This is a genomic window from Salinicola salarius (assembly GCF_003206135.1).
Taxonomy (GTDB): domain Bacteria; phylum Pseudomonadota; class Gammaproteobacteria; order Pseudomonadales; family Halomonadaceae; genus Salinicola; species Salinicola salarius.
The window spans coordinates 16,521-35,350 of sequence record NZ_PZJT01000024.1 but is presented as its reverse complement, the minus strand read 5'-3'; the positions used below and the strand labels follow the sequence as shown (position 1 = coordinate 35,350).

Below are 18,830 nucleotides of genomic sequence, written 5' to 3'. Positions count from 1 at the left end.
ATTAGCGTGCCAAGGAAGGCGACGTCGTTCTCTCTCGACATCGCCAGCCGTGTCTCTCCGGCACGGCTGGCAGCGCTGGGCGTTCTGCTGGCCGGCGGGCTCTGGGGTATCTACTGGTATCCCATTCGCCGCATCGAGGCGCTTCAGCTCGGCGGCGTCTGGGGATCGCTGATCATCGCCGCCACGGCGTGCGTGGTGCTCTCCCCCTGGGCGCTGGCCCAGCGTCGCCGGCTCGCCCGTTCTTCCGCGCTGGGGCTCGCCTCGGTCACGTTGGGCGGAGCGGCGTTCATGCTCTACTCCATCGGCCTGGTTCATGGCCAGGTCGCCGTGGTCATTCTGCTGTTCTACCTGACCCCGGTCTGGAGCACGCTAATCGAACGGCTATGGTGGCGCTGGCCGCTCACCGGCCGACGCGTGGCCGTCATCCTCGTGGGGCTGATCGGCCTGGGGCTGGTGCTCGGCGCCAACGGCTCCCCGCTGCCGCACGGCATCGGTGACTGGCTGGGGCTGGCCTCGGGACTGATGTGGGCAGTCGCTTCCAGCGGCATGCGCTCCCACAACACCCTCGGCCCCGGAGAAGGCAGCTTTCTGTTCGCGGTCGGTGCGCTGGTCGCCGCCGTGCTGCTGGCGCCCTTCCTCTCTCCCTGGCCCGGCTTGCCGCCGCTGGAAACCGGATGGCGCGTAGCAGGCTGGATCCTCGCCGCGGCGATTCTGTGGTGGTCGGCATCGCTGGCTCTCATCGTCTGGGCAGCCGGCCATCTGCCCCCGGCCCGGCTGGGTATCCTGATGATGAGCGAAGTGCTCGTCGGCGTCTTCTCGGCGGCGCTGTTCGCTGACGAACCGCTGGCGACGATCCAGATTGTCGGCGCCGTTCTGGTGATTGCCGCCGCGGTCCTGGAAGTGCTGCCGGCGAGAGCAAGCGGCTGAAGGTTAGCCATGCGTGTCGTCCAGCAACGAAAAAGCCGGCTACATGAGCCGGCTTTCATCATTCGTGGCGGAGAGGGAGGGATTTGAACCCTCGATACCCGCGAAGGTATGCCGCATTTCGAGTGCGGTGCATTCGACCACTCTGCCACCTCTCCTTGGCGAGACTCGCGCCGAGCCTAGTGCCCCACGCTCATAGCGTCGGCTATCGGCTCACGATCATCCCGCGGCGGAAAAATAACAGAAAAGAATCGAAACGTTAACGTCGTGACCTGAATATTTCCGCTTTTCGACGACTGCCGGCTCAGTCCGCCGCCTGCGTCTCGTCCTGGCCGCTTTCCGACAGCGCACGCTTCACCAGGCCCTCCCGCTTCATGCGGGCCAGGAAGTCCTCGACGTAACGCGTGACCGCATCCGACGCCTGTGTCTTGGGTATCGCCATGCACTGCTCGATCGCCGTGAAGCGACCGGGCAGGACACGATAGCCCGGGTTCGACGCGGCGTAGGCCGCGAGCGGCTGACGAACGCCGGCTGCGGCATCCAGTTGGCTCTCGACGAACAGCTCGATGGCCGCGGCTGAGGTTGCCGCGCGAACCAGGCTCGCATGCTGCAACGCGCGGGTCAGGTAAAGGTCGTAGGCCGCGCCCTTGCCCACCGCGATACGGACGTCATCCACGTCCAGCTCGTCGATATCCTGAACGGTGAAGATTCCGGTACCAGATAGGTGCCTTCGATGATCACGTAGGGGGCGGTGAAATGAATCTTCTCCGCACGAACCGGATCGCGGGCGAGAAAGCCGATCCGCCAGGCGTCGTCGTCGATAGCGGCGAACACGTCGCCGGCGCCGTCGAAAGTGGCGAATTCGATCGCCACATCGAGCTCCGATGCCAACGCCCGCGCCAGCGCAACCGAGACGCCGGCAGGCTCGCCGTCCTTACCCCGCTGCGCGAGTACGATATTGCCGTAGTTGATGGCGACACGCAGTCGCCCATGCGGTGCCAGCGCTTCGATTACTGCAGACTTGTCATCACTCATCGGTTGCTCCCAGTGATCAGCATCGCCACAAGTTGGGCTATTCGGACTATAGCCGGAGTCGGTGCCAGCACGGGCACTGAATCTCGTGACATCGGCTTCTTGAGGCGCTCTCCGACGGCAACGCCTCCGGCTCAACGACGACGGCCCCGCCAGAGCGGGGCCGTCGACGCAGCACGTCATTCGATTGATCTCGATCACGGTATCAGGAAGGCTTAGCCGCCGGCAGGAACTTCGCCTTGAGCTTGCCGGCAAACATCGGTACCAGCACGACCAGCGCGGCGGCGATCCATAGCCCGATGGAGAGGCCGGACTGGAACAGGATGCCGACGTCGCCTCCGCTGATCGACAGCGCCCGACGCAGGTTCTCTTCCATCAGCCCGCCGAGCACGAAGCCGAGCACCACCGGCGCCAGCGAGAAGCCGAACTTGCGAAGCAGGTAGCCGAACACACCGATAACCAGCATCAGGTAGATAGCCATCAAATCGGAATGCAGCTGGTAGACGCCGACGAAGGCGAGAATCGCCACGCTCGGCACCAGCAGCCAGCGCGGTACTTGCAATACGCGGGCGAATACGCCGGCCAGCGGCAGGTTCAGCAGCAGCAGCATGACATTGCCGATATAGAGCGAGGCGATCAGACCGCCCACCACCACCGGCTGCTCGCGGAACATCATTGGGCCCGGATTGATGTTGTAGAGCATCAGCGCGCCAAGCAGGATCGCGGTGGTGCCGGAGCCGGGAATGCCCAGCGTTAGCATGGGCACGAACGAGCCGGCGGCGGAGGCGTTGTTGGCCGCTTCCGGCGCGGCCAGGCCGCGCATGTTGCCGGTGCCGAAGCTGTTGTCGTGATCGCTGATGCGCTTTTCGGTGGTATAGGCCACGGCGCTGGCGACGGAGGCGCCGGTGCCCGGCAGCACGCCGATGACAAAGCCGATCACGCTGGAGCGCAGGATCGCCCACTTGCAGTACAGCACTTCGCTCATCTTGACCATGACACGGCCGATCGGCGCCATCTCGCCTTCCTGGTCGTGACGGAAGGCGTGCTCGAGCATCAGCAGGATCTCGCTGACCGCGAACAGGCCGATGATCATCACCACGAAATCGATGCCGTCGTAGAGCTCGGGCATGTCGAAGGTGAAGCGCAGCACGCCGGTGCCGGAGTCGACGCCGACGGTAGAGATCAATACCCCGAGTACGGCGCCGATCAACGTCTTGATCGGATCCTTGCCCATCATCGCGGACATCGAGGCGAAGGCGAAGATCATCAGTGCGAAGAATTCGGCAGGGCCGAACTTGACGGCAACGACCGCCAGCAGCGGCGCGAACAGCGTCAGACCGACGATGGCGATAGTCGCCCCGATGAACGAACTGACCGCCGACAGACCCAGGGCCGGCCCGGCGAGGCCCTTCTTGGCCAGCGGATGGCCGTCCAGCGTGGTCATGACCGCGCCGGCGTCGCCGGGCACGTTGAGCAGAATGCTCGACATGCGCCCGCCATATTCGGAACCGGTATAGATACCGGCCAGCAGGATGAGTGCGGATTCGGCCGGCAGCCCCAGCGTGTAGGCCAGCGGCATCAGGATGGCGATACCGTTGATCGGCCCGATGCCCGGCAGGGCGCCGAACAGCGTGCCGAGCAGCGCGCCCAGGAAGGCCAGCCCCAGATTGAGCGGGGTCAGGGCGACACCGAAGCCCTGGATCAGAAAATCGAACATTCAGTTGCTCCCCAGCAGCGGCTCGATCCAGCTACCGGTCGGCAGCGAGATTCCCAATCCGTAGGTGAATAGCAGATAGCTGCCGAGCGCCAGCAGCAATCCGCCGATGATCGCTTTCATCGGCGTGGCGCCGAACAGCCAGGCGATGACGATGCTGACCAGAGCGGTCGTCACCAGGTAACCCAGATTGATGAACAGCGCCGCATAGATGCCGAGCACTGCCATGGTGATGACCAGGCGCAACAGCAACGCGCCGCTCGGCCATTGGCCGCTGGCGCCGGGACGGATGAAAAGCACGATCGCCAGAACCGCCAGAAGACCCGACAGCAGCAGCGGAAATGCTTTCGGCCCGACCGGGTCGTAGCTGAACGGCACCTGTAGCTGCCAGGCCTGGACGGCGATGAACGCCGCCAGACCGAGCAACAGCAAACTCAGGATTCGGTCGGCGGCGAGTCTCATTTCGTCAAACCCACTTCTTTGGACAGTTGCTGGAAGTCGGCGACCTGCTGCTTCACGTACTGATGGAAGTCGTCACCGAACTTGGACATCGGGAACAGCCCGCGACCCTCGCGCAACGCCTTGAAGCTCTCGGTGTCGTTCAGCTCGCGCAGGCGATCGGCCCACTGCTGATAGGCTTCGTCGCTGACGTTCGGCCCCATGTAGTAACCGCGCCAGATCGGCCATTCGACATCGTAGCCCTGCTCCTTGGCGGTGGGGATGTCCGCGTAGGGGCCGCCCATGCGTTCTTCGGAGAGCGCCGCCAGAATGCGGATCTCGCCGCTGTCGAGCTGCGGTTTCAGCTCGGCCAGGTCGCCGGTGAACACCTGGATGTGCTCGCCCAGCAGTGCCGCCAGCGCTTCACCGCCGCCCTCGAAGGAGACGTAGCGCAGCTTGCGCGGATCGACATCGTCGGCCTTGGCCATCAGCGCCGCTTTCATCCAGTCCTGGCTGCCGACGGTACCGCCGGCACCGATCACCACGCCGGACGGGTCCTGCTTCAGCGCTTTCATCAGCTCATCGAGGTTGTTCCACGGCGCATCCTTGCGGACCACGATCGCGCCGTAGTCGACACCCAGCGCACCCAGCCAGCGAACGTCGTCGACCTTGTGCTCGAGACCGAACTTGCCCAGCGCCAGGTTGAGCGCAGCGCCGGTGCTTGCGGCCACGATCAGGTTGGGATCGTCGTCGCGCACGCCGGTGACATGGTTATAAGCCACGGCGCCGATACCGCCCGGCATGTAGCTGACCATCATCGGCTCGTCGATCAGCTTGGCGTCCTGCAGGCCGTTGGCCGCCAGACGACAGGTCAAATCGTAACCGCCACCCGGCTTGGCTGGTGCGATACACTCGGGCGGCTTGGCCTGGGCCTGAACGGCGCCGGCCAGCAGCGCGCCGCCGGTCACGGCGGCAACCAGCCAGCGAGAGAGGAATCGAGAGTTGGGCATGCTGTGCGTCTCCTACCTGGGTTGTTATGCTCGCAAAATCTCGTGGCGGGCACCGGACTCGGGCCGGTTTTGCCTACCGACGGCGCGATGCTAGAGCGCTAACCTTTCATCAACCTGTCATCTAGGCCTTTGTCGTATAGGACATTAGTCGTACAAGACATGGCTAGCAGATGGCCTCGAGAAACCGCCATGCACCTGCTCGTGATCGAAGACGATCCGCTGCTGTCACGCTCGCTGAGCCAGGCAATGACTCGCCACGGTTACACTGTCGATGCACTATCACGCGTCGACGACGCCATCCAGGCGCTACGCCAGGGCCGCTTCGACCTGGTTCTGCTCGATCTCGGCCTGCCCGATGGCAGCGGTCTCGGCGTGCTCGAATGGTTACGCGCCCACGCCGACCCCACGCCGGTAATGATTCTGACCGCGCGGGATGCGCTGGAGGATCGAGTCCGCGGGCTGGATCTCGGTGCCGACGACTATCTCGCCAAGCCGTTCTCGATCACCGAGCTGGAAGCGCGGGTTCGCGCCCTGCTGCGTCGCAGCCAGCAGCGGCTGGACAACAGCGTGCGCTTCGGCGGTTTGAAACTGGACACCCGCTCTGCCAGTGCCTGGCTGAACGAGACCTCGCTGGATCTGCCACGACGGGAATTCAGCCTGCTGGAGGCGCTGATGCTCAACGCCGGGCGAATCGTGCAGCGCGAGGCGCTGGAGAACCGGCTGTTCGGCTTCGAGGCGGTGGGCGCCAACGCGCTCGATGTCTATGTCAGCCGGCTGCGCAAGCGCCTGGCGGGCTCCGGCCTGTCGATTCGTACACTGCGCGGTCTGGGCTATCGACTGGAAGAGACAGCGGACAAACATGAGCCTGGCGCACCGAAGGAACGCCCCGAGTGATACCGCCGCAGACATCGCTCAAGCGGCGCCTGGCGCTATGGCTCATCGCCATCGTCGCGGGGTTGGGGACGCTGCTGCTGATCGAGGCCTATACCAGCGCGCGCAAGGCCGCCGATCGAGCCATGGACGGTCAACTGGAAGCCGCCAGCCTGACCATCGCCGAATCGCTGCAATGGCCGGAGGGTAAGCCAACCCTGGAAATGCCCGCCTCGGCGCTGCAGATCCTCGCCACCCGCTGGCAGGAACGGGTGTTCTACTGGCTGCAGGCGGATAACGGCCTTTCCATCACCCAGAATGCCGATCTGCCGATCACCGCCTCGATGCAGGTCGAGGCCAGGCGCCAGCCGGTCTATCTCGACGCCGTCTACGACGGCCAGCCGATTCGTCTCAGCGGTCGCGAGGTGGATTCCGCCGGCTGGGACACCCAGGAGCCGGTGCAGCTGTGGGTAGGCCATACCCGTCACGGTCGCGACCTGCTGGCGCAGGAACTGTTCCGCAAGAGCGCCACCCGCTTTGCCGCGATGGTGCTGATCACTGCCGCACTGGTAGCGATCGCCATGCATACCATGCTGGCGCCGCTGCGTCGTCTGCGCCAGGCACTTCGCGATCGGCGGGCCGACGACATCAGCCCGCTCAGGCTCGGCGTGCCGAAGGAGATGCACGAACTGGTCGAGACCCTCAACCGGCTGTTCGCCGACCAGCGTCATCATCGCGATGCGCTGCTGCGCTTCATCGCCGACGCCTCGCATCAGCTCAAGACCCCGCTGGCCGGGCTGCAGAGCACCAGCGAACTGGCGCTCTCCAGCCGCGAGCCGGCCATCTGGCACCAGGCGCTCGAAGCCGTCCACGACAGCGCCGAACGCACCAGCCGCCTCGCCGGCCAGATGTTGAGCCTGACTCGACTTCAGCACCTGGGGCCGGGGCATGAGCGTCAACCGCTGGCGCTGGATCGGCTGATGCGCGAGGTCGCCACCGACTGGGCCGATCGCCAGGACAGCCGCGATCACGATCTCGGCCTGGTCATCGACATGCCCACCCCGGTATGGGTCGAAGGGGAAAGCTGGGCACTGCACGAACTGCTTAACAACCTGATCGACAATGCCTGCCGCTACACGCCGCCCGGCAGCGAAATCACGCTGGGACTCGCCCACGACGACGGCGACGACGAGCAGGTCACGCTCACGCTCGAAGATAACGGCCCCGGCGTCGATGCCGAGTCGCTCGGCCGGCTGACCCAGCCGTTCGAACGCGGCCGGCGCCAGGATACGTGTGGCTCCGGGCTGGGGCTCGCCATTGCCGAATCCATCGCCGTGCGCCATGCCGGCCAGCTAGCGGTCTCCAACCGGCAGCCGCGAGGATTCCGGGTCACCTTGACGCTGGCCCGCTGTCGGCCACCCGAGGAGAGCAGGACATGAAACGATGTCTGCAGGTGATGCTCGGCCTTGCTCTGTGGCTGGGTCTTGTCGGCACTGGCACCGCCCGGGCCGCCGAAAAGCTGATCATCGAAGCCGCGCTGGATCGCCAGATCGTCGATCCGGTACTCGACGCCTTCGCCGCCGAGAATCCGCAGATCGATCTCGACTATCGCGACCGCTCGACGCTGGAGGTCGACCGACGTGCCCGGGACCGTGAATCGCCGCCGGACGTGGTCATCAGTTCCGCCATGCCGTGGCAACTGGCGCTCAGCAACGAAGGCATGGCCCAGCCCCTCGACGCGCCGGAAGTCGACCAGTGGCCGGCGTGGGCGAAATGGCGAAACGAGGTGTTCGGCTTCACCTTCGAGCCGGTGGTGATGGCCTATCGCCTCGAGCTCGCCTCGCACATGCCGCCACCGGAAACCCATCGCGACCTGCTCGATCTGCTGACCCATTATCGTCACTGGCTCGATGGTCGCGTGGTGAGCTACTCGCCTCGAGAAAGCGGCGTCGGCTACACCCTGTTCCAGCAGGATGCCCGCTATACGCCCCGCGCCTGGGATCTGATCGCCGCCATGGGAGCGGCCAACATCAATCTCGAAACCACCACCCAGCGCATGCTGGCCGGGCTCAGCGAGGGCCGCTACTGGCTCGGCTACAATCTGCTGGGTTCCTATGCGATGCTCTGGGCGCAGACCCATCCCGACATCATCGTCCAGGTCCCCAACGACTACTCGCTGGTGCTGATGCGGATGGCATTCGTCCACCGTGACGCGCCACACCCGGCCGCCGCCAGACGCTTCGTCCGCTTCCTTCTGAGCCGGCGCGGCCAGCACATCCTGGCCGGCCAGACGCCGCTGTTCAGCGTGCGCGACGATGTCATCGGCCCCTACACCGCCCAGCGGCTGCGCGATCAGGTCGGCGACCATCTCTACCCGATTCCGATCAACGCCACGCTGCTGGCGTTCGTCGACCCGCTGCGTCGCGATGCGTTCCTGCGCCGCTGGGACCGCGAGATCCAGATCCTTTCAGAATGAGGGATGTCGGAATGGGCGATACCGATATGGCGACGGCTCCCGAATTGCCCCTGTGCCCGTCGTCGCAATGCCGTAAGATACGGCGCCGCCACATCGATACAGCGACCGAAGCAGTCGCCTCGATGCCAAGACACCGAAGACCGAGAGTTCCGGATGAGCGTAACCGCAGCGACCACCGCCCCCGCCCAGTCGACAAACCAGGCCAAACGCGCCGCCATCGGCAGCTTCGTCGGTGCCGTCGTCGACTGGTATGATTTTCTGCTCTACGGCATCGTCGCCGCGCTGGTCTTCAATTCGCAGTTCTTCCCCAACGTCAGCCCCGCCGCCGGCACGCTGGCCGCGCTGGCCACCTTTGGCGTCGGCTTTCTGTTTCGCCCCCTGGGCGGCCTGGTCTTCGGCCACTTCGGCGATCGCCTGGGACGCAAGCGCATGCTGATCCTGACCGTGATCCTCATGGGTGGCGCGACGGCACTGATCGGGCTGCTGCCGACCTACGCGCAGATCGGCGTCTGGGCACCGATTCTGCTGGTCACGCTGCGTGCGATCCAGGGTTTCGCGGTGGGCGGCGAATGGGGCGGTGCGGCGCTGATGGCAGTGGAAAGCGCACCACCTGGCCGTCGCGCGTTCTACTCCAGCGGCGTGCAGGTGGGCTACGGCGTGGGCCTGATCCTGGCCACCGGTAGCGTCTCGCTGCTCAGCTACGAATTGAGCGACGCCGATTTCACGGCCTGGGGCTGGCGCCTGCCGTTTCTGTTCAGCGTGGTGCTGGTGCTGGTTGCGCTGAAGATCCGCTCGAGCCTCGAAGAGTCGCCGGAGTTCGTCGAAGCGGTCGAGCGCAACGACCGGAAGCCGGTCAGACCACCGATACTCGAAGCACTCAAACGCCACCCCGGCGCCTTCGTGACGATCATCGCCATGCGCCTGGCCGAACTGTTCACGATGTATATCGTGACCACCTTCGCGCTGAGCTACTCCACCGGCTATCTCGATCTGTCGCGGGATCTGTTTCTGCATATCGGTCTGCTGGTCGGCGCGATCAGCTGCGTCACCATCCCGCTGTTCGCCTGGCTGGCCGACACGCTGGGGCGTCGGCGCGTCTATATCACCGGCGCCATCGTCGGCGTGCTGGCCGCCTTTCCGTTCTTCATGGCGTTGCAGGCCGGCTCGATTCTGTGGATCGTGATCTTCGCCGTAGCACTGGCCAATCTCGCCCACGACATGGTGGTCAGCGTGCAGCAGCCAATCTTCGCCGAGCTGTTCGGCGCCGCCTATCGTTACAGCGGCGCCGGGGTCGGCTATCAGGTCGCCAGCGTGGTTGGCGGCGGCTTCACTCCGTTCATCGCCGCCGCTCTAGTCGACCTCTACGACGGCAGCTGGGTCCCGGTTGCCGTCTATCTGGCCGCCGGCTGTCTGGTTTCTGCCGTAGCTGTTGTTGGAATTGACGACCGTCAATCAGGTCCAGGCGCTCAAGGCGGGGAGAATCGATATCGGTTTCGGCCGTATACGTCTGGACGATCCCGATATCGCGCAGAAGGTACTGTTCGATGAGCCAACCGTCGCTGCATTGCCGGCACATCATCCCTTGGTGGGTACCATCCCGACACTGGCTCAGTTAGCCGAGTATCCTAATGATCATCTATCCGGCATCGCCTCGTCCAAGCTATGCCGATGCCGTGTTCAGCCTGTTCAGACTCAGAGGTTTGAAAGTCAAGGTCATTCAGGAAACCAACGAACTATAGACCGCAATCGGTCTGGTCGCCTCGGATCTTGGTTTCAGTCTGGTGCCGGAGCAGGTCATGCGCATGCAGCGTGACGAAGTTACCTATGTACGGCTAGCGTAGCGCAACATCACCTCACCGATCATCTGCAGCCGTCGTCGTGAACCTGTGACCCCGGCGATGCAAATGACCAACGATATATTGCGGGAGCTGGTAGAAAATCAAGCGAAGGGACGTTACCCATGACGTGAGACACGCCATAGTGTTTAAAACACCCTCGTATTGCCATCCGTCCAGATTAGCTGGCGATACCGACACTGCAGGACATTTTTATCCCCGCCCGAGCTGATCACAGCCACGATATTGGCTCCTGACCGGCATCACGCGCTCGCCGCTCGAGCCATCGCTGATAGCGCAGAATGGGCCATTTCATCAAGTGACACATCGACTCAGCCTTTGTAATCCATGCGCTACGACAAAGTTTCACAGGGCAGCCTCGCCTATCCATAAAATGTCTCAGGCCAGCCGCATGCCCGTCTGCTAGTAAGAGCGGCCGAATAATAAAGGAATGACAGTGGCGCATTCCAAGTGCACCACCATATCCAATATCCGCTTTCAGAATTTCGAAACCGGACGTGCGATCGATACCCTATTCGCTGACGTCCTGACCTTCGACATCATCACGCCCTGCCCAGTGCCTCAAAAGTGCCGCGACGAAGCGTGCCGGCGCTTCGATAGAGGGCACATGCGCCACCCCTTCGAAGATCTCGAGCGGCGCCTGATCGCACTCCTGCGCCAATGCCTCGAGCGTGGCCGGCGGCGTGGCCGCATCCTCAAGACCACCGAGCAAGAGGATAGACACACGCTTGCCATGCAGGCGTCCTGTGAACGTGTCCCGCCCCAGCATCTCACACAGCCGGGCGTAGGACTCGGCATCGCCGCGTCCCATCTGAACGCACCATCCGTCCTGCAGCGCCGGTTCGGCTTCGATCCGGGCTGGCGCAAACCAGCGAGGCACGATCTCCCTTGTCATGGCTGCGAGCCCTTCGGTACGCACGCGGCCGGCTCGGGTATTCCACAATTCAGCGTTTCCGATCACCACACCGGTGTTGGTCAACGTGGCGGTCAGCAGACGTTCGCCATGCGCGGCGATCAGTTGCTGGCCGATCACCCCACCGATCGAGGTGCCGACGAAGTGGAAGCGTTCGGCACCGGCGATATCGGCCAGCGCCAGCGCTTCAGCGGCCAGATCGGCCGGCGTTATCGCGCCGCCCTCCGTCGGCCAAGCCTGACTAGCCCCGTGTCCCGGCAGATCCCAGGTCAGCACACGATAATGCGGCAGCAGTTGCGATAATATCTCGTCCCATACTGTCTGTGTCATCCCGAGCGGGTGAGCGAAAACGACTAGCGGGTTGGCCTCGGCACCTAGCAATCGGTAAGCAACGGTACGCTTTTCAATGTTGGCAAAAGGCATTGTCACGTTCCTTGAGAAGTCAGTGTGTGCGGTCAAGCAAAGTGTTTCCACATAATGCCGAAGGCAGACACGATAGCGGTAAGTATTACAGCCAGCACGAATGCGCTGGGCAGATAGCTTGGACAATGCGTACGGAAAATTGAGTGACCGCTTCTATCGTAAATACCTTATCCATGCAATGTTTCGACGTCGATCACACTCGTTCGATGACGATGGCGATCCCTTGTCCAACGCCAATGCACATGGTGCAAAGCGCGAAGCGTTGATTATTACGGACCAACTCATTGGCCGCAGAAGCGACGATACGCGCCCCGGACATGCCCAACGGGTGCCCTAGCGCGATGGCGCCGCCGTTGGGGTTGAGCCTCGGGTCATCATCGTCAATACCGAGTTCGCGGGCGCAGGCGAGCACCTGAGCGGCGAATGCCTCGTTGAGTTCGATCACATCCATCTGCTCGAGGGTCATGCCGAGCTTGCCGAGCAACTTACGCGTTGCCGGCACAGGGCCGATTCCCATGATCCGGGGCTCGACACCGGCCGTGGCCATACCGTGAATGCGCGCGACAGGTTCCAAGCCGAACCGCTCGACGGCTGCCTGGCTGGCGACGAACATCGCCGCTGCACCGTCGTTGACGCCGGAAGCGTTGCCGGCGGTCACGGTGCCGTTTTCACGGAACGGCGTCGGCAACCTGGACAGCTTCTCCAGCGTGGTGTCCGGGCGTGGATGCTCATCGGTATCAAAGATAATCGGTTCCTGCTTACGCCGAGGTATCTCGATCGGCACGATGCCGTCGCCGAGCCGTCCGCTCTCCTGGGCAGCTTTGGTCAGTTGCTGCGAACGGTAGGCGTAGCGGTCCTGATCCTCTCGCGAAATGTCGAACTGCTCAGCGACGTTCTCGGCGGTTTCCGGCATCGAGTGAGTGCCGTAGCGTTTATCCATCAGCGGATTGACGAAACGCCAGCCGATCGTGGTGTCCTCCATCTGCTGACTGCGCGAATAGGGCGACTGCGCCTTGCCGATGACGTAGGGCGCCCGCGACATCGACTCGACGCCGCCGGTCAGGATCAGGTCGGCTTCGCCAGCCCGGATCGCCCGCGCCGCCGTACCGATGGCATCCATGCTCGAGCCGCACAGCCGATTGCTGGTCGAGCCAGGCACGGAAGTCGGCAGGCCGGCCAGCAGCGCCGCCATACGGGCCACGCTGCGATTGTCTTCTCCAGCTTGGTTGGCACAGCCCAGAATCACGTCATCGATCGCCTCTGGATCCACCTGTGGATGCTGGGCCAAAACGGCTTCGAACAAGCGCGCGGCGAGATCATCGGGACGCACACTGGCGAGCGCGCCACCAAAGCGGCCCACCGGCGAGCGCAACGGCCGACATAGAAAGACGTCGTTCATGCTTTGCTCCCTCTGTCAGTTTGATCGGCGGCCTGACCACCCGCGTGGTGGCGATCGGTGCGCGCCTTGAGCTCGCGCAGGATCGTCAATTCGTTATCATCCGGCTCCGGGGTCGACTCGAGAACTTCGGCGAAGCGAATCTCCCAGCCGGTCGCCTCCCGCACCTGCTCGCGGGTGACGCCCGGATGCAACGAGATCACCACCAGATCCTTGGTCTCAGCATCCGGCTTCATCACACATAGATCGGTAATGACACGAGTCGGACCGCGGCCAATGTTGGGCACGCCGTCACGCGCAGTCCCGTCACGCCCGAATCCGACCGTGGTGACAAAATCCACCGCCTCGACGAAGGTGCGCGTCGAGTGTTTTACGGTGATGAACACCTCGCGGGCATTGGTTGCGATCTCCGGCGCTCCGCCACCGCCCGGCAAGCGCACCTTGGGCTCGCGGTAGTCGCCAATCAGAGTAGTGTTGAGATTGCAGTAACGGTCGATCTGCGCCGTGCCGAGAAAACCGACATCGACATGGCCGCCCTGCAGCCAGTAGCGGAACATCTCCGGCACCGAGACCGTGGTCAGCGCGGTCTCGCACAGCTCGCCATCACCAATTGAAAGCGGCAATACGTCCGGCTTGGTCTGCAAAGTGCCGGACTCGTAGATCAGCACGACTTCCGGTGCGTGGGTCAGGCGAGCGAGATTGGCCGCCTCACTGGGCAGGCCGATGCCCACGAAACAGGTAGAGCCGTTGCTCAGCGCTCGGGACGCGGTCACGGTCATCATCTCGGCAGCGGTATAACGGTCACTCATGTGTCGTCTCCCTGAGTGAAGACATTGTCTTGAAGCCACACATCGAAAGCGTCGCGGTCACGGGCGATGGCATCCCAAGCTTTGTAGAAGGCGTTGTCGCGGGGATAGTAACCATGGGCATAGGATGGATAGGCTCCGTGCTTGGTCACCGAGATAGCATCGATCGCCCAGGCCGGAATCACGCAGGCGTTGGGACCCGCGGCGAGATCATCGACGACCTCTTCGACCGTGACAATGCTACGACCGGCTGCCAGCACGACTTCCTTCTGCACACCGACAATTCCTTCGACCAGCACGTTGCCTCGTCGATCGGCGCGCTGAGCGTGGACGATGCCCACGTCAGGCCGGATCGACGGCACCGCCGCCAGACGCTCCCCGCTGAACGGACATTCGATGAACTTGATCTGTGAATTGACCTTGGGCAGATCGCTACCGACATAACCACGCAACACCGCCAGGGGCAGCCCAGCAGCGCCAGCTTCGAAGGCGCAGGCCATGGCAGCGTGACTATGCTCGAAGATCTCGACTGGATAGGGATAGCCCTTCTCGACCGCATCGCGCAGCCGATGCAACGAACCGACACCAGGATTCCCACCCCAAGAAAAAATCAGGCGCTTGGCGCAACCGGCACCGATCATCTGGTCATAGAGCAGATCCGGCGTCATCCGGATCAGCGTGAGATCACGCTTCCTCTGGCGAATCACCTCGTGGCCAGCGGCAAAGGGAATCAGATGGGTAAACCCTTCCATGGCAAGGGTCGCGCCATCTTCGACATAACGCGCGACGGCGTCGTGCAGAGAAAGAAATTCAGCCATGTAAGTTCGACTCTCGACAATGTTCGCAAGGCGAACATGGGTTTGTGATACGAACAATATTATCGCTTTGACATCGGTTGGTCAAACGAAGAGAGTGATTAGCAGCTCCTCATCAAATAATCAGAGGAAACAAAAATCATTAAAAAAACAACAACTTAACTAAGGTCGTTAAATTATCAGCTGTTACCTCAAACGGATAAATTACGACCAAGGTATAAAGGCGTAACGTGGTTTTAGCATCCCGAATCACTAGTGCCATGTCATACAGTCAGTGAAGAAAGATGCCGGCACTAATGTAAGTCCCATTACCCATCCTTTGACAAACAGGCTTATCAGCGAGAGCGTCTATTTAAGATCAGAAAGAGTAAGGTCAGGCCCATTCATGCCGATCACAGCTGCTCGCCTGCCGATGTCCGAATGATGGGATCCCAATATCATATTCGTATGCGGTGCCGCCGCCCTGTCGAGTAGCTGCGTCATTCGCGCCACGTCAACATCGGGAAATCGAGGCAGCGACGACAGACGCAGCCCTGAAAACAACTGCCTGAAGATCGTCAGGTTGGGCATCAATGATGCCTATGATAAGCAGATAAATTTTTGATATTTATGGCAACTGTATGCGACAGCACCGGTATCGCGTCCCAGATCGATACGCTACAAACTCTTGTCGGTGCTTCCTCGTTACGGGTCCTATTCCATTTATACGGTTGCCAACGGGGTCACAGGTGAACCAATGGCTCCCGGTAGACGCAGCGGTGGTGCCGTTAGCAAGAACCGGTTTCGCTCGCGGTTATGCAGCCACTCCGCTAAGTCTTTCAGATACCACAGTTCTGCCAGCGGCAAGCCTAGCTTGAAAAGACAGTGATGATGTAATGGAAGTTTGGAACAACAATCCGGTTCCAGTTCGCGATCCAAATCTTCCACCGCATAGTTATCTGCACAGATCGCCGCGATGCCGCTCTCGGTGATCCACTTCAGCAGGTCCGAATCGCTGCCATCGAGTACCGCCCCTGTATTTTTCAGCACGTCAGGCTGCGGCATGCCCTGCATATCCAATAACGTTTCGGCGAACCCAGTTCGCAATACCAGCATATCGCCGCGTTCCACTACCACGCCCAATTGCTCCAGCGCCCCCATCAAATTCCTGTGCCCTACCACTGTTCTGGCCGTGCCGAAGACCTGTACCAGGTCCACCAACACAGCCCGCCCCTGCATACCATGCACTGCCAGCGTCTCGATCCCCAGACGCTCGGCATAGGAGCCGTGCCGCTGGTTCAATGCCCTGCTCAGATTGAGCACATCCTGCTCTGCCAAGTAGCCATTGTAATAGCGGCGCTCCGGCGTGCCATCGTCATCTCCATCGAACAGAGCCCCCACATGGGCAAGGGAGTCCCACTGAGTAGAGTACTGCAGAGACAACTGGACTTGGTCATCACTGATAACGTCACAAAGCGTGGGGCTTTGAGTGGCCAGGGGAAAGTTTATATATTGGTCGTCACCTAGAGCCGTCGGAGTCAGCTTTGGCGGCGAGCGACGGGGGTTTAGCACACTGCCTCCGGGGATATCCAAGGGTAACGACAAGCAAAATGTCACTCCCTCTTGCACTTCCTTGATGCCTTTGAGCACTTGTTCAGGCCCGATCAGGTTGACCCGCCCCAGTTGATCTTCAGGGCCGAACTCGCCCCAATTACTACCTTCGGGACGCTTCATCCAGCGCGGCTGGTTCATGGTTCGCCTCCACTTGAGTGTTGAGTAGCTATTTCAATAATGCGTTGCAGGCTTTTCCGCTCCTGAGCCTGGTGTCGCGCACGCGATTCATCGGTCCAGTAGTAGAAGCCTCGCCCCACCTTGGCTCCCAAGCGCCCTTGGGCAACATGCTCTTCGAGGAGAGCCGCAGGCTCCTGACGTGCATCAATATCTGGATAGAGGTAACGAGCGATATTCAGATGGGTATCCAGCCCATTGAGATCGCGTTGACATAACGGGCCGTTGAGCGCCATGCGTATGCCAATAGAGTATTGCACGATATCGTCTAGCGCTGCGGTCTCCACCACCCCTTTCTCCAACAAGGAGAGGCATTCGCGCATCACCGCGTGCTGGATCCGGTTGGCAACAAAACCGGGCACGCAAGTGTTCAACACGGCAGGCCGTTTACCCAGCCGCCTCAGCCAACGGCAAGTCTGCTCTACGACCGGCGCCTCGGTATGACTGCCGGGGACCACTTCCACGACAGGAACGATGTCCGCCGGGTTAAAGAAGTGCGTTCCCACGAACCGCTGCGGAATACGCATGGCGCTGCTGATATCGTCGATCGGAATACCTGAAGTATTGGTCATGATGACGGTGGATTCAGCTACACCGTCCTCAATTTGTGCCAATACCTTCTGCTTGACCGTCACATTCTCGGTCACGCTCTCGATCACGAAATCGGGGTTCTTCTTCACCTTCAATTCCGTGGTGAAGCTAACAGCGGCAGCATTCGCCCCCATGCGCAAACGGCTAGTTTCCAGAACTTGCGGATTGGTATCTACCACGGTGACTTTGACGCCATGCACCGCCATAAGTTTGGCCAAGGTAGCCCCCATCGTACCGGCTCCCACTACGACGGCTTGCAAAGAATCTTCCTGCATCAGCTTTCCTTCCTTTCGTTCGTTCTAGACAACACTTTTACCGAAACTAGACAAACGTCGTATTGAATAAAAACATTCGCGGGTTAACCATCTGGCCACCAAACGAACTAAAGTACGCATAACGTACATAATAGACAATGACATGCATGCCGACAATGAGGCCGCTTCCTATGAATGCGCTGGCAAATTTCTTCACCCGGCTCGTTAACCGTTACATGCCCGACCCCCTAGTCATCGCCATCCTCCTGACCGTCCTCACAATGCTTCTGGCGGTGCTCTTGCAGGATACTAGCCCATTGAATGCAGTACGCTATTGGGGCGATGGCTTCTGGGACTTGCTGGCTTTCAGCATGCAGATGACGGTCATCCTTCTGGCGGGCTACATTCTGGCCAAGACGCCATTGGTGGATGGCGCCCTCAATCGCCTCGCCGCGCGCGTCAAGACACCGTTCATGGCTATTGTCGTTGCTACCCTGGTGGGCGGCATCGGCAGTTGGTTGAATTGGGGCTTTGGACTGGTAATCGGCGGCATCGTTGCCCAGAAGCTGGCGCTCAACGTGAAAGGGTTGCATTACCCGCTGGTGATCGCCGCTGCATACTCGGGTTTCGCCCTTTACGGCATCGGCCTGTCCGGAAGTGTGCCACTTCTGATCGCCACCGAAGGACATTTCCTCGAGGACGCAATCGGACTAATCCCGTTGAGCGAAACTATCTTCTCGCCCATTCTCTTGATCACCAGCGCTCTCATTCTGCTCACTTTGCCCTTCTTTAATGCTTGGCTGCATCCCAAGCAGGAAAAAGACATCGTTGAAATCGACCCAAGTACCGTCGCCAAGCCCTCCGCAGCTCCTCTTGTCGGAGACGACAAGATCACCATTGCCGAGCGCCTGAATCGTAGCAAAGTGGTGGGTATCGGCATCGGCCTGCTAGGCATGCTGTATATCGCTTTATACATTTTTGATGGTGGCTCGCTGAATCTCAACACCGTCAACTTTGCCTTCCTGTTCCTGGGTATCTTGCTGTTTGCCTCGCCGGCCAACTACTTGGCCGCATTGGCGGACGGGATTCGCATCGTCTCGGGGATTGTCGTCCAATACCCTTTCTATGCCGGGATCATGGGGATTCTGGTGGGGTCGGGCCTAGTGGTTTCATTCGCCACTATCTTCGTTGATATCTCCAGCGCGCAAACCCTTCCTCTCTGGTCATTCATCAGCGGCGCCATCATCAACCTGCTGGCACCGTCCGGTGGCGGCCAGTGGGCGGTTCAGGGCCCGGTCATGGTGCAAGCCGCAACGGAAATCGGGGCTTCCCAGGCAGCCACGGCACTAGCGGTACAGGTCGGTGACCAGTGGAGCAACATGATCCAGCCGTTCTGGATCCTCCCGGTACTGGCCATCTCCGGCTTGAAGTTGCGCGACGTGATGGGCTACATGGTGTTGATTCTGATCTATCTGGGAATCATCTACGCCAGCGCCATGCTGATCTGGGGTTACCTCGGCGCCTGACAAAGTTTACCAACAGAGA

General features: G+C 61.4%; 18 protein-coding genes and 1 tRNA gene. 7 read left to right on the top strand and 12 right to left on the bottom strand.

All coding sequences use genetic code 11. The features are described 5' to 3' along the window. Positions 1 to 6: 6 nt before the first annotated feature. The gene (locus tag DOM32_RS17015; RefSeq protein WP_244179966.1) at positions 7 to 927 is read left to right on the top strand and encodes a DMT family transporter; all 921 of its coding nucleotides are present in this window, start codon (positions 7 to 9) and stop codon (positions 925 to 927) included. Positions 928 to 992: 65 nt separating this feature from the next. Here DOM32_RS17015 and DOM32_RS17010 read toward each other — a convergent pair. From DOM32_RS17010 to DOM32_RS16990, 6 genes are all read right to left on the bottom strand, one after another. After that, positions 993 to 1,082: transfer RNA gene (locus DOM32_RS17010), tRNA-Ser, on the bottom strand. Positions 1,083 to 1,228: 146 nt separating this feature from the next. Next, positions 1,229 to 1,600 (bottom strand): type 2 periplasmic-binding domain-containing protein, encoded by a 372-nt coding sequence (locus tag DOM32_RS18300; protein WP_208625409.1) that lies wholly within the window; start codon positions 1,598 to 1,600, stop codon positions 1,229 to 1,231. Then, a complete protein-coding gene (locus DOM32_RS18295) occupies positions 1,546 to 1,959 on the bottom strand; it encodes a transporter substrate-binding domain-containing protein (RefSeq protein WP_208625408.1) in 414 nt (137 codons plus the stop codon). The genes DOM32_RS18300 and DOM32_RS18295 overlap by 55 nt, the downstream gene beginning before the upstream one ends. A gap of 202 nt (positions 1,960 to 2,161) precedes the next feature. Beyond that, positions 2,162 to 3,673: a tripartite tricarboxylate transporter permease gene (locus tag DOM32_RS17000; RefSeq protein ID WP_110636798.1), complete on the bottom strand. Its 1,512-nt coding sequence runs from the start codon at positions 3,671 to 3,673 to the stop codon at positions 2,162 to 2,164. After that, positions 3,674 to 4,132: a tripartite tricarboxylate transporter TctB family protein gene (locus tag DOM32_RS16995; RefSeq protein ID WP_071230786.1), complete on the bottom strand. Its 459-nt coding sequence runs from the start codon at positions 4,130 to 4,132 to the stop codon at positions 3,674 to 3,676. Continuing rightward, entirely contained in the window at positions 4,129 to 5,118 is a 990-nt protein-coding gene (locus tag DOM32_RS16990; protein WP_071230787.1) for a Bug family tripartite tricarboxylate transporter substrate binding protein, read from the bottom strand. The genes DOM32_RS16995 and DOM32_RS16990 overlap by 4 nt, the downstream gene beginning before the upstream one ends. Before the next feature lie 189 nt (positions 5,119 to 5,307). Between DOM32_RS16990 and DOM32_RS16985 the strand changes: the two genes are divergently transcribed. From DOM32_RS16985 to DOM32_RS18155, 5 genes are all read left to right on the top strand, one after another. Continuing rightward, positions 5,308 to 6,012: a response regulator gene (locus tag DOM32_RS16985; protein ID WP_071230788.1), complete on the top strand. Its 705-nt coding sequence runs from the start codon at positions 5,308 to 5,310 to the stop codon at positions 6,010 to 6,012. After that, positions 6,009 to 7,427 carry a sensor histidine kinase gene (locus tag DOM32_RS16980; protein ID WP_110636795.1) on the top strand — a complete coding sequence of 473 codons (1,419 nt, stop codon included), beginning with the start codon at positions 6,009 to 6,011 and terminating at the stop codon, positions 7,425 to 7,427. The genes DOM32_RS16985 and DOM32_RS16980 overlap by 4 nt, the downstream gene beginning before the upstream one ends. Further along, entirely contained in the window at positions 7,424 to 8,464 is a 1,041-nt protein-coding gene (locus DOM32_RS16975) for an ABC transporter substrate-binding protein (protein ID WP_244179965.1), read from the top strand. Before DOM32_RS16980 ends, DOM32_RS16975 begins: the two co-directional genes overlap by 4 nt. A 153-nt stretch (positions 8,465 to 8,617) precedes the next feature. After that, the gene (shiA, locus tag DOM32_RS16970; RefSeq protein WP_110636792.1) at positions 8,618 to 10,012 is read left to right on the top strand and encodes a shikimate transporter; all 1,395 of its coding nucleotides are present in this window, start codon (positions 8,618 to 8,620) and stop codon (positions 10,010 to 10,012) included. Beyond that, positions 9,894 to 10,277 (top strand): LysR substrate-binding domain-containing protein, encoded by a 384-nt coding sequence (locus DOM32_RS18155; protein ID WP_338095142.1) that lies wholly within the window; start codon positions 9,894 to 9,896, stop codon positions 10,275 to 10,277. Before shiA ends, DOM32_RS18155 begins: the two co-directional genes overlap by 119 nt. A 554-nt stretch (positions 10,278 to 10,831) precedes the next feature. Here the strand turns inward: DOM32_RS18155 and DOM32_RS16960 are convergent. From DOM32_RS16960 to DOM32_RS16935, 6 genes are all read right to left on the bottom strand, one after another. Next, positions 10,832 to 11,656: an alpha/beta fold hydrolase gene (locus tag DOM32_RS16960; RefSeq protein WP_110636790.1), complete on the bottom strand. Its 825-nt coding sequence runs from the start codon at positions 11,654 to 11,656 to the stop codon at positions 10,832 to 10,834. A 193-nt stretch (positions 11,657 to 11,849) separates the two neighbouring features. Next, positions 11,850 to 13,055, bottom strand: coding sequence for a 3-oxoadipyl-CoA thiolase (gene pcaF, locus DOM32_RS16955; protein ID WP_110636787.1), 1,206 nt, complete (start codon positions 13,053 to 13,055; stop codon positions 11,850 to 11,852). Then, entirely contained in the window at positions 13,052 to 13,861 is an 810-nt protein-coding gene (locus tag DOM32_RS16950) for a CoA-transferase subunit beta (protein ID WP_110636784.1), read from the bottom strand. Before DOM32_RS16950 ends, pcaF begins: the two co-directional genes overlap by 4 nt. Continuing rightward, a complete protein-coding gene (locus DOM32_RS16945) occupies positions 13,858 to 14,676 on the bottom strand; it encodes a CoA transferase subunit A (RefSeq protein ID WP_110636781.1) in 819 nt (272 codons plus the stop codon). Before DOM32_RS16945 ends, DOM32_RS16950 begins: the two co-directional genes overlap by 4 nt. Positions 14,677 to 15,375: 699 nt before the next feature. Then, the gene (locus tag DOM32_RS16940) at positions 15,376 to 16,404 is read right to left on the bottom strand and encodes a cyclase family protein (protein ID WP_110636778.1); all 1,029 of its coding nucleotides are present in this window, start codon (positions 16,402 to 16,404) and stop codon (positions 15,376 to 15,378) included. After that, positions 16,401 to 17,306, bottom strand: coding sequence for a 3-hydroxyacyl-CoA dehydrogenase NAD-binding domain-containing protein (locus tag DOM32_RS16935; RefSeq protein WP_110636775.1), 906 nt, complete (start codon positions 17,304 to 17,306; stop codon positions 16,401 to 16,403). The genes DOM32_RS16940 and DOM32_RS16935 overlap by 4 nt, the downstream gene beginning before the upstream one ends. Before the next feature lie 170 nt (positions 17,307 to 17,476). On the opposite strand from DOM32_RS16935, the gene DOM32_RS16930 reads away from it, so the two are divergent. Continuing rightward, positions 17,477 to 18,811: a short-chain fatty acid transporter gene (locus DOM32_RS16930; protein ID WP_110636772.1), complete on the top strand. Its 1,335-nt coding sequence runs from the start codon at positions 17,477 to 17,479 to the stop codon at positions 18,809 to 18,811. Positions 18,812 to 18,830 lie beyond the last annotated feature (19 nt).